At 44.3% G+C, this 10175-nt stretch carries 8 protein-coding genes and 4 tRNA genes; all 12 read right to left on the reverse strand.

Translation table 11 applies throughout. The annotated features are described in order from the left end of the window. Positions 1-73 precede the first annotated feature (73 nt). Positions 74-235 (reverse strand): CxxH/CxxC protein, encoded by a 162-nt coding sequence (locus BK139_RS13360; RefSeq protein WP_076259537.1) that lies wholly within the window; start codon positions 233-235, stop codon positions 74-76. Positions 236-616: 381 nt separating this feature from the next. Then, a complete protein-coding gene (locus BK139_RS13365) occupies positions 617-1843 on the reverse strand; it encodes a S1C family serine protease (protein WP_076259540.1) in 1227 nt (408 codons plus the stop codon). A 238-nt stretch (positions 1844-2081) separates the two neighbouring features. Next, entirely contained in the window at positions 2082-2876 is a 795-nt protein-coding gene (locus BK139_RS13370) for an MBL fold metallo-hydrolase (RefSeq protein ID WP_076259542.1), read from the reverse strand. 7 nt (positions 2877-2883) lie between these two features. Next, the gene (locus BK139_RS13375; protein ID WP_076259544.1) at positions 2884-3696 is read right to left on the reverse strand and encodes a two-component system regulatory protein YycI; all 813 of its coding nucleotides are present in this window, start codon (positions 3694-3696) and stop codon (positions 2884-2886) included. After that, positions 3683-5023 carry a YycH family regulatory protein gene (locus BK139_RS13380; RefSeq protein WP_076259546.1) on the reverse strand — a complete coding sequence of 447 codons (1341 nt, stop codon included), beginning with the start codon at positions 5021-5023 and terminating at the stop codon, positions 3683-3685. The genes BK139_RS13375 and BK139_RS13380 overlap by 14 nt, the downstream gene beginning before the upstream one ends. Continuing rightward, positions 5020-6846, reverse strand: a complete 1827-nt coding sequence (walK, locus tag BK139_RS13385) for a cell wall metabolism sensor histidine kinase WalK (protein ID WP_076259548.1) — start codon at positions 6844-6846, stop codon at positions 5020-5022. Before walK ends, BK139_RS13380 begins: the two co-directional genes overlap by 4 nt. 8 nt (positions 6847-6854) lie before the next feature. Continuing rightward, positions 6855-7562, reverse strand: a complete 708-nt coding sequence (yycF, locus tag BK139_RS13390) for a response regulator YycF (RefSeq protein WP_048010220.1) — start codon at positions 7560-7562, stop codon at positions 6855-6857. A 229-nt stretch (positions 7563-7791) separates the two neighbouring features. Then, entirely contained in the window at positions 7792-9270 is a 1479-nt protein-coding gene (locus BK139_RS13395; protein WP_076259550.1) for a peptidoglycan DD-metalloendopeptidase family protein, read from the reverse strand. 367 nt (positions 9271-9637) lie between these two features. Further along, positions 9638-9710: transfer RNA gene (locus BK139_RS13400), tRNA-Phe, on the reverse strand. Positions 9711-9862: 152 nt separating this feature from the next. Then, a tRNA-Asp gene (locus BK139_RS13405) sits at positions 9863-9939 on the reverse strand. 61 nt (positions 9940-10000) lie between these two features. Then, a tRNA-Glu gene (locus BK139_RS13410) sits at positions 10001-10072 on the reverse strand. Positions 10073-10087: 15 nt separating this feature from the next. After that, positions 10088-10163 (reverse strand) — tRNA-Lys (locus BK139_RS13415). Positions 10164-10175 lie beyond the last annotated feature (12 nt).

Raw genomic sequence — 10175 nt, forward strand, 5'->3', positions numbered from 1 at the left:
CCTCACTTTACAAACAAGATATCCACAGAAGTTATCCACATGTCCACATTTTTCATCCACATGTTGTATGAGATCATTCGTTCGCTACAACATATATTGCGGTATTTTGACAATATTCACAGGTTGTTGATAACTTTTTTTCATCTTCAAGTTTTGTTAATTGCGGGAATGTTTCGTACTCATCCACCACTATATCTATTGCCAGATCAACGTGTTCGTCACAGCAGTAAATCATTTTCAGCTAACTCCTTTTTAGGCTGGCAGCCTGTTTTTTTATCCGAATTGTGGATAATTTTTATTTTCGTTTATGTATTTAAGTTATCCACATCTCATACTAACAAAACACAATCAAAAGCGGAAGTGCCTTGAAATTAGATGATCTTCAACTAAAAACCGCCACGTCCTGTGGCGAACGTTGAAGTCAGCACATCCTGTGCAAGTCCGACAGGCATAAGACGAATCACGCAGGTAATCCTGATTTCTGGAGTGATTTGGCCTATGACCCGAGGGGCTAGGCGCTGGATGCAGATAACTTTTCCTAAAATGCTTTCATAGTTCAATTTAATGTTTCATCTACAATAAAAAACAGGAAAGCGATTATCGCTTTCCCATTTCATTAAAATGTCTCCCCGCTCAGCTTCATCGTTACTTCCTGGGTTTTGCCGTCGCGGTAAATTTTAATTTTCATCTTGTCGCCAACTGATTTTTTCGTATAGAGATGTTGGCGCAATTCAATGATGTCTTTGATTTCCTGTCCATCCATCTCAACGATGACATCCATTTCCTTCAGTCCTGCCTGTGCTGCTGGAGAATTCGGTTCTACAGATGTGATGGCTACACCTGATTTCACGTCCTTCGGCAGTTTCAGTGCTTCCTGCTGGTAGTAGCCAGGAATCTCATTAACAGATGCCAGCTGCACGCCCATATACGGACGTTTTACTTCTCCGAACTTTTCCAGGTCATCAATGACTGGCCTTGCGTAGTTAATGGGAATCGCCAATCCGATTCCTTCTACGGCGCTCTCCGCAATTTTCATGGAGTTGATGCCGATGAGCTGGCCGCTGATATTCACCAGCGCTCCGCCGCTGTTACCCGGGTTGATCGCGGCATCTGTCTGCAGAACCTCTGCCTGCCAGTCTACTGTTCCATTCTGGTCAATATCAACCGGTATCGCACGCTCAAGCCCAGAGATGATTCCCTGTGTGACAGAGCCGGAGAACTGGCCAAGAGGGTTTCCGATGGCAATGACCGGCTCGCCTGGCTTCAGTGCGTCTGAATCGCCGAATTCGGCTACTGTTTTAATTTCCTTTGCTTCTACTTCAAGCACGGCAAGATCCGTCCAAATATCGCTGCCAACCAGTCTTGCCGGCAGCTTGGTGCCATCCTCCAGGCTTACTTCCAATTCCTGAGCACCTTCGACCACATGGTGGTTTGTGACGATGAAGGCTGTATTTCCTTCCTTCTTATAAATAACGCCTGAACCTGTTCCGGCAGGCTGTCCGGCACTGCCGTTTCCTTCATTCGACCAAAAGCCGGCTGTCTGGATGTTCGTAATGCTTACAACCGCATCCCCGGCTTTGTCGACGGCCTTGGTTACATCGGTTGTCACGTCGACTGAGATATTCTGCGTCCTGGCATTATTGTCCCCGGCTGCTTCATCCTGCAGCTTTTCATCCGGTTCAACCGTATAAGGGAGCACGTCGTAGTCTGCCAGCTTTGGGACTGCAACCACGACCAGAATGGCCCCTAGTATGATGCCAACAAGGCTGGCCAGAAAGTATCCGCCCTTGTTGCCTTTTTGCCCTTTATAACGGTTCTGATGATCTTGATCATAATAGCCCAAACTGCACCCATCCTTTCTTTCTTTTGCAAAAAAACGGCTGTTTTTAATATAAATGCTAAAACTTAGTCTTCCTTTATACCCAATATTATACTCTTCTGTTTTTAGAAATCTAACAAAAACGCACTCGCTGACGCAATCTTACGACTTTGTTCATACTTTATTAAAATTTCCTCAAAAAGAAAAAGAGGAACACACGAAAGACAGCTGTCTCTCTGTGTATTCCTCTTCTGATTAATGTTTAAACGGCTGTTAAAATCGTCGGCACCTTCGGATCGGTATCAAAAAGGTCGAATTGTTCGCCGACAATAATGCCTCGGCTTTCCAGTGTCTGGGCGACAGACATTCTCGCCAGATCTTTAATATTGTTATCCTGGCTTAAATGAGCAAGATAAAAGCTCTTTGTCCGGTCGCCGGCCACTTCACTCATCGCCAGCGCTGCATCCTCATTGGATACATGGCCGACATCGCTTAAGATCCTTCTCTTTATATTCCACGGGTAGCGGCCCATGCGAAGCATCTGGACATCATGATTGCTTTCAAAGACGTAAGCCTCTGCATTGGAAATCAGGCCTTTCATACGGTCGCTGACGTAGCCTGTATCGGTAATCAGAACAAGCTTTTTCCCGTTATGATGGAACACATAAAACATCGGGTCGGCCGCATCATGGGAAACCCCGAAGGATTGAATATCCAGGGATCCGAATGTTTTCACTGCTTCCATATCAAAATGAAACTTCTGATCAACCGGGACTTGTCCAATCAGTCCGTCCATGGCCAGCCATGTTTTTTCATTCGCATAAATCGGGAGGTTATACTTGCGGGCAAGAATCCCGACACCCTTGATATGGTCGCTATGCTCATGGGTCACCAGTATACCTGAAAGCTTGCCGATGTCCCGGCCAATATGCTGAAATAATCCTTCCATTTGCTTTCCGCTTAAACCGGCATCAACCAGAAAGGAATGTCCCTCCGTCTCGACAAAGATCGCATTCCCTGTACTGCCGCTCGCGAGAACGCTGAATTGTAAAGACATATTCTCCTCACTCCACTATTTTTTTCTCTTCGTTACTCAGCTGAATAATTTTCCCTTCAAACGCATCCACAAATAAATTCTCCTCGCCATTAATGACAAATCGCCAGGCAGGCGTCAATAATTGTGAAGAGCTCAAATGCACAAAGGTGAAATATCCCAGCTCTACATTTGTAATTTTTGACTTAGGCAGAAGCGAGCCATTCTTGTAAAGGGTCTCGACAGCCTTTATCGGCTGAATGACTTTTTCGCTTTCTTCCTTCGACTCAATCTTTTCCAGAAGCGTCTGCGTATATGAGACAATTTTATTTTCGTCATTCAAATAAAAGGTGAGCTCGCCATTCAAATTCATATAAAACATTTTGTCTTCAAATTCCTGATAATACGTGATTTTATTGCTGTCATGAGGCTTTTCCCAGAAGCGGTACTGATCCCCATATAGCACCCTGTTTTTGATAAAAGCGGATAATTCGGATGGACTGAATTTGTCACTGATTTTAATCGGCTCATCCAGGACTGAATTCAAAGTGGTTCCTTCTGAAATCGTAATATCCTGGCCTTCAAGCTTTGTATCTTTCAGCCTCTCAAGCTCTTCAATATCAAATTCCACCGGCTTAGCCCTCAAATAACGGTCTTTCGGGTTGCTTTTCGGAAGGGGCGACTCAAATGTGATCTCGGCACTCTTAAGCTGTTTTTCCAGGGATGCCTGGGCGACCGGTTCAAATTCACTGGCTTCCTTTAATTTAAAAAACTCGTACATCAAGTAAATATCCAGCACCAGGAAGGTTAAAATAAAGATTGTTTTAATCTTACTCCAATCCATTATTCATGCCCCCTGTCTCATCAAGCGAAATGCTTTTCCACGTTCCTTCATAACGGTAAAACCAGGAAGGCTCAAGGCGGATGAATGTGGTCTGCGCTTCCTTGACCAGCATCATCTGATACCCCAGTCTTACATCCTCCAGCAATTCAGGATTGAATCCGTCCAGGGCCAACAGATACTCCATTACGCGATTTCCGGAACTGAGAGTTACTTCTGTTGGCGTTTCCGTACTCACGCCAAGCTGGAAGCTGCTTCGAACATACTCATAAATTTCATTTTGCCCCCAAATCTGGCGGATCTCGGACAGTTTCGGATCATCGCTGAAAATAGGATAGCCTGAAGATTCATACATCCGGAATACAACCCGATGGTTCACTTCATCTATTTCGGAGAATTGGTAATTATCTGTCCATCCCGAATGTCCGTTAATGTAGTCGATGCTCCTTTTCAGGAGGTCGCCTGACGGAAATGCCGGATTATCCCCGGCAGCCGGTTTAATATAACGAAGGGTATTTTTATCAGAATTCACCCTCAGCAGGCTTAAGGTATCATTATATTCATCCTCTGATTGCTGAAAACTTTTCTGTACGACACTCGGATCACTGAACAAGGCATTTTTGTATTGTTCAGAGTCCAATTTTTTCTCGAGGTATTGATATCTTAGCATTTTGGTATCCTGTGCGGGCAGATAAATGGTTCTTTTATCAGATGGCTTATAAGCAAGATAGGCTCTGTATTCCGGGTTATATTCCGACAGATTGAAGTATTGGCTCTTGAAATTCTGAATAAAGGAAACAGGCACATGGCTTCGATAAATCTGCCGGTTATCCAATGAGACAAAATCAACAATTCCTTCCTTTTTACCTGTTTGCCTGGTATCAATAACAATATGATCAAATTGAAAATCAGCGAGATTTTTATCGCCAATTTTAATGACGGATTTGTATAAGTCAATCGGAACAGAATCCTGAAACGCCAGAACCGCTTTTCCTTCATTATGAACAAACGATGGAAGGATGTCAGCTTCCTCTGTGATATTTTCAAAGTCGGCAAAGTTCCAATCACTGATTTCGTTTATAACCTTATCAATCTCACCAGGACTGACCGTGCCAAAGGTCTGTTTTTCGTCGAGATGGAATAGAAGGGTGTCCGGTCTTACGATCTGATTTACTTCTTTTTTCTCCGCGATTGTTACTTCCTGAATGGTGTTTGCTTCTTTTTCAATTCGCTCAAAAGTCGGCTGGTAGGTCCAGAGATTCCAGGTCAGGAGGACACTTGTCACGACTAGAATGGTCAGTATGATGGATTTTATGTTTTCATATCTCATTCCCAATCATCCTCTTCCGAGCGAACATATGGGAGGCTGAATGAAATCGTTGTCCCTTTCCCTTCTGTACTCGCTGCCCAAATTTTCCCGCCATGAGCTTCCACCATTTCTTTCGCAATGGCAAGACCGAGGCCTGTTCCGCCAAGCTTTCTTGTACGGGCTTTATCCACCCGGTAAAAACGCTCGAAAATCTGCTCAATATTTTCTTTTGGTATCCCCACACCCTGGTCAGAAACGCTGACGACAATGAATTCATCTTTTTCCTCAATGCCAAACGTCACCTTTCCGCCTTCCGGAGAGTATTTCAGGGCATTTGAGATGATGTTGTCCAGTACCTGGGTGAGCTTGTCTTCATCTATTTCCACAAAAGCCGAATGGTCCGGAAGCCTTCTTTCAAATGTAACATTCTGCTGCTTCGTCATTTCAAAACGGTCTATAATTCTATTATAGAAGAAAATGAAATCAATCCAGTCCTTGCTTAAACGGTAATCCTTGCTGTCCATTTTAGAAAGCTGCAGCAGATCATTAACCAGGCGGATCATCCGCTCTGTTTCATTTTGGGTGACATCCAGGAAATTCGGAGCAATCTCCTCATCTTTCCAGGCGCCATCTGCAAGAGCCTCCAGATAGCTTCTCATCGTCGTGAGCGGCGTTCTGAGTTCATGAGATACATTCGCCACAAATTCACGGCGTTCCATATCAATTTTCTCCTGCTCGGTGATATCATGCAAAACGGTAATTAAGCCGTTCACAAAACCGGTTTCTTTTTGAATAACCGAGAAATTCGCACGGAGAATCAGCGTTTTCGTTTTGCTGCTGTAATCCAGGATGACTGAATCCTTCTCGTCTAACAGCTCTTCAAAGGTATAATCCTCTTCAAGTCCTAAAAGGGATACAATCGGTGAAGACAGGACCGTTTCACGTGAAACATTCAGCATTTTTGCTGCAGGCTCATTAATGAGAATGACGCGCCCTTTCCGGTCGGTTGCGATGACCCCATCTGTCATATAGGAAAGAACAGAGGATAATTTCCGCCGTTCGCCTTCCGTTGTGGCGTGAGCTTCCTGAAGTTTCTTTGTTAAGCTGTTGAAAGTAATGGCCAGCTGGCCAATTTCGTCATACCCATAAACTTTAACCTTACGGGAGAAGTTTCCTTTTGCCATGGCCAGCGCCTGTTTCCGCATATCGGAAATCGGGCGTGTTACCGTCTGGGCAAGGAGTATTCCCAGAATTGCTGTGATGGCTAACGCAATAGCGATTCCGGATGTAAAAATATTATTTATTTCTCTCATCTGTTCATAGATGTTTTCTATTTTAGCAACCAGATAGATAGCCCCGTTGACATCCCCATTATTATTTTTAATAGGGGTGACGAGAACCCATATCCGCTGTCCCTGGTCAACCAGATCCTCCGTTACCGGCTGTTTGGTGGCGATGGCCATCTTGATCAGGTTATCGGTAGACCTTCCTCCGACAACCCCCTGATTATCGGGGTCGGAGGTGCCAAGAATTTTCAGTGATTCATCAACCACACGGACTTCGGATATATCCGCCGAATTGTAATCACTTAACAGCCTTCTGATATCTTCCTCCTGGGACGAGGGCTCCTCATCGGGAAGCCTTACCTTGGTCATCTGTTCCTCCACATAATAGCTGAGAAGATTAACCCTCTCCTGAATGGCATCTTTGAAATTTTCCTGTAAGGTCGATTCCAGCTGCCTGACAAAGTAGACTCCGATAATCTGCATCGCTACCAGGATGAGAAGAACATAAATGATCACAAACTTCAAATGAATGGACCGAAAAAAACCCACCTTTTCCATGTACCCTTTTACTCCTGTTCAGGATTCCGCAAGTAATAACCGACTCCTCTTCTTGTCACGATCCATGTCGGGTGGCTTGGATTATCTTCGATTTTCTCCCGCAGTCTTCTGACAGTTACGTCAACTGTGCGGACATCACCATAATAATCATAGCCCCATACGGTTTGAAGAAGATGTTCCCTCGTCATGACTTGTCCAATATGCTTGGCCAGATAGTGAAGGAGCTCAAACTCACGGTGTGTTAATTCAATCGTCTCACCGCGTTTGGAAACCACGTAGGCATCCGGATGGATAATCAGTGAACCCACTTCGATTTCGTTGGATTCATCTTCTTCCTCTGCCTTGGCAACCTGCTGATGGCGCCTCATATTCGCCTTCACACGGGCAATCAATTCTCTCGTGCTGAACGGCTTTGTAACATAATCATCTGCACCCAGCTCAAGACCCAGAACTTTATCAATTTCAGAATCCTTTGCTGTCAGCATAATGATCGGCATATCGTATTTCTTGCGCACTTCGCGGCAAACCTCAATGCCATCCCTCTGGGGAAGCATGATATCAAGCAAAATTAAATCCGGCTTGATTTCTTCTACTTTTTCCAGGGCGTCATTGCCGTCATAGGCACACACCACTTCATAGCCTTCTTTTTTTAAATTGAACTGCAGTATATCTGCAATTGGTTTTTCATCGTCTACAACTAGAATTTTTTTATCCATACCTATCTCCTTTTTCTTGCTCATTTATTTATTTTTCGAGCAGTAGAAGTCAGTTTCATGCATATGTTCTCTACTTTACTTTACCATGTTAACAGTGAGAATTCACCTATTACGAAAAGCGGGAGCGCCCTGCCTGCCTCCGACACACCTCAAGAGGCTGGATGTTTTTATTTCTTATTCTTAACCACAAAAGTCTCTAGCATGAAAACTAGAGACTTTTTTGCGTGTATTATTTATTTATATATTTCAGCGGATCCTGCATTTTACCGTTTTTGTATACTTCGAAGTGCAGGTGGACACCGGTTGAATCACCAGTAGTTCCCATTATGCCAATTTTTGAGCCTTTTGAGACGGTTTGGCCAGCGCTGACACTGATGGAATCCAGATGGGCATAAATCGTGCGGAAGCCATTGTTATGGTCGATGACAATTTTATTGCCATAGCCGCCATCCATGCCTGCGGATACAACCGTACCGTTATCGGCTGCTTTGATCGTGCGGTCGCTCGGTCTTGCAATGTCAATCCCTTTATGCATTTTGCCCCAGCGGTATCCCATTTTACTGGAGATATAACCGCCAACTGCCGGATAGGCAAAGCTGCCTCCACCGCGGGATGGAATCACCTTTGTTCCCTTGATGACAATCTGCTTCACTGGCTCTTCAAGAACCTTCTCTTCTTTTACTTCTTTTTTGACCGTTTGGCCGTTTTCTTCTGTAATCAGATAAGTTGCAGCACGAACGCCTTCCTTGCCCTCCTGCTTCACTTTCGTTTCGCCTTTAGGCATGCTGCTGTCTTCGATGACTTCTTTTTCAAAATCGATCTTTTCTTTTTTGAAAACTTCCTTATCTGCTAACACTTTTACATACGGCTTGTAGACAGTCACATTTAATTCCTGTCCTGCCTTAATGACAGAATCCTTCTTAAGACCGCTGTTCAGTTCGATCAATTGCTTCATCTCGAGATCATGGGCACTGGCGATATTGCTTAGTGCATCGCCCTCTTTAACCACATATTTCTTTTCCTCCAGGGTTCCCTTTTGCAGAAGCTTTACAGCCTCCTCTGCATTGATGATCTGGTCCGGTTTCACGGTTGATTCAGAGATGGATACATCTTCCGTAAAGCGGACATCTAAAAGACGTGTTTCATCTTCCTTCAGCTGTGGTAAAGGAATTGCAGAAGATGCTTTTCTATCTTCGAGTGCCTTTAAGTCTTTTTCTGAAACATAGGAAGTCTTGATTTTCTGGAGGGCCGCTTTTGCCTGCTCCTCATTTTCCATATAAGCGATTTCCTTGCCGCCAATCACTAAGGCAGCTGCTTCGGCATGAACTTCCATCTTGTCTTTGAGTCCATTCACAGCTTCTGATTCATTCACTTGTGAGCTGGATTCAAAAACCTGCTCAGGAACAAAGGAAAGCTCCGATGCCAGCGCCAGCTTTAGTCCCTTATGGGAACCTTCAGCCTCACTGATCTTTTTATCAGCCAACTCTTCGATGACACTTTTATCCGACACCGTTCCAATATATTCGTCACCCATATAGACATAATAAACGGTTACAAGCTTATCATCATTGGCAGAAGCGGATATGCCGCCTGCAAATGTCAGAGCCGCCGCTGCAAAGCCGGCCGCAATCGTTCTATTTATAGTTTTCTTAAAGCTTTTCGCTGTAAATTCTGATGATGAGGTACCTTTTTTCATCCATTTGAACATGGTTACATCCCCCTAGACTACGGTAACAAAGAACACTTTCATATAGTGCTATGTAACTACGATTTTGTGAGTCTGATTTTTTCACAATACCTACTTTACCATATAGCAAAGCAAATAGATTACGAGACTCGGGAATGTAACAAAATTGTATAATAGCTGACATTTTATGACTTTTAATGGCAAAGCAAGTGGATGGTTTTTGTCGAATGAAGGATAGGAAATAATCCCTATTGGCAAGGGTTTGTTAGGACTGCGAAAAATAGAGGAGAGTGTGCGTCTAAATTACACGGTCTTTCTTCAGAAAAGCTCTTATATTACAGAAATATAACAAAAAGGAGCATGCTTGGTTACATACTCCTTCTTAGGATGGCTCAGGACGGAATCGAACCGCCGACACAAGGATTTTCAGTCCTTTGCTCTACCGACTGAGCTACTGAGCCTTATTAAATTATTATGCCTAAACAACGTTTGGCTTCGTCCTTCGTCCCGATTTGGCAATCGGTACGCTGAAGTGATTCAAGGGAGCTTATTCGGTCGTGCTCTACCGACTGAGCTACTGAGCCTTATTTTGTTTTGAGTCTAAATATGTAAATGGCGGTCCGGACGGGACTCGAACCCGCGACCTCCTGCGTGACAGGCAGGCATTCTAACCAACTGAACTACCGGACCAAATAATAACCGCCAGCAAGTAAGCTGGGCTTGCCAGCCGTTTGCTGACGGTTATTCGCCATGACCCCTACGGGATTCGAACCCGTGTTACCGCCGTGAAAGGGCGGTGTCTTAACCGCTTGACCAAGGGGCCATAAAAAAGTATAAATGGTGAGCCATGAAGGACTCGAACCTTCGACCCTCTGATTAAAAGTCAGATGCTCTACCGACTGAGCTAATGGCTCGTACTAAAATTC

It is taken from the genome of Paenibacillus sp. FSL R5-0490 (assembly GCF_001956215.1).
Taxonomy (GTDB): Bacteria; Bacillota; Bacilli; order Bacillales; family Cytobacillaceae; genus Cytobacillus.

Excerpts from the sequence above, each read along its gene's own strand:
- BK139_RS13395 (WP_076259550.1), bottom strand. The coding sequence starts at position 9,270 with ATGTTCAAATGGATGAAAAAAGGTACCTCATCATCAGAATTTACAGCG.
- walK (WP_076259548.1), bottom strand. The coding sequence starts at position 6,846 with ATGGAAAAGGTGGGTTTTTTTCGGTCCATTCATTTGAAGTTTGTGATC.
- yycF (WP_048010220.1), bottom strand. The coding sequence starts at position 7,562 with ATGGATAAAAAAATTCTAGTTGTAGACGATGAAAAACCAATTGCAGAT.
- BK139_RS13370 (WP_076259542.1), bottom strand. The coding sequence starts at position 2,876 with ATGTCTTTACAATTCAGCGTTCTCGCGAGCGGCAGTACAGGGAATGCG.
- BK139_RS13360 (WP_076259537.1), bottom strand. The coding sequence starts at position 235 with ATGATTTACTGCTGTGACGAACACGTTGATCTGGCAATAGATATAGTG.
- BK139_RS13375 (WP_076259544.1), bottom strand. The coding sequence starts at position 3,696 with ATGGATTGGAGTAAGATTAAAACAATCTTTATTTTAACCTTCCTGGTG.
- BK139_RS13380 (WP_076259546.1), bottom strand. The coding sequence starts at position 5,023 with ATGAGATATGAAAACATAAAATCCATCATACTGACCATTCTAGTCGTG.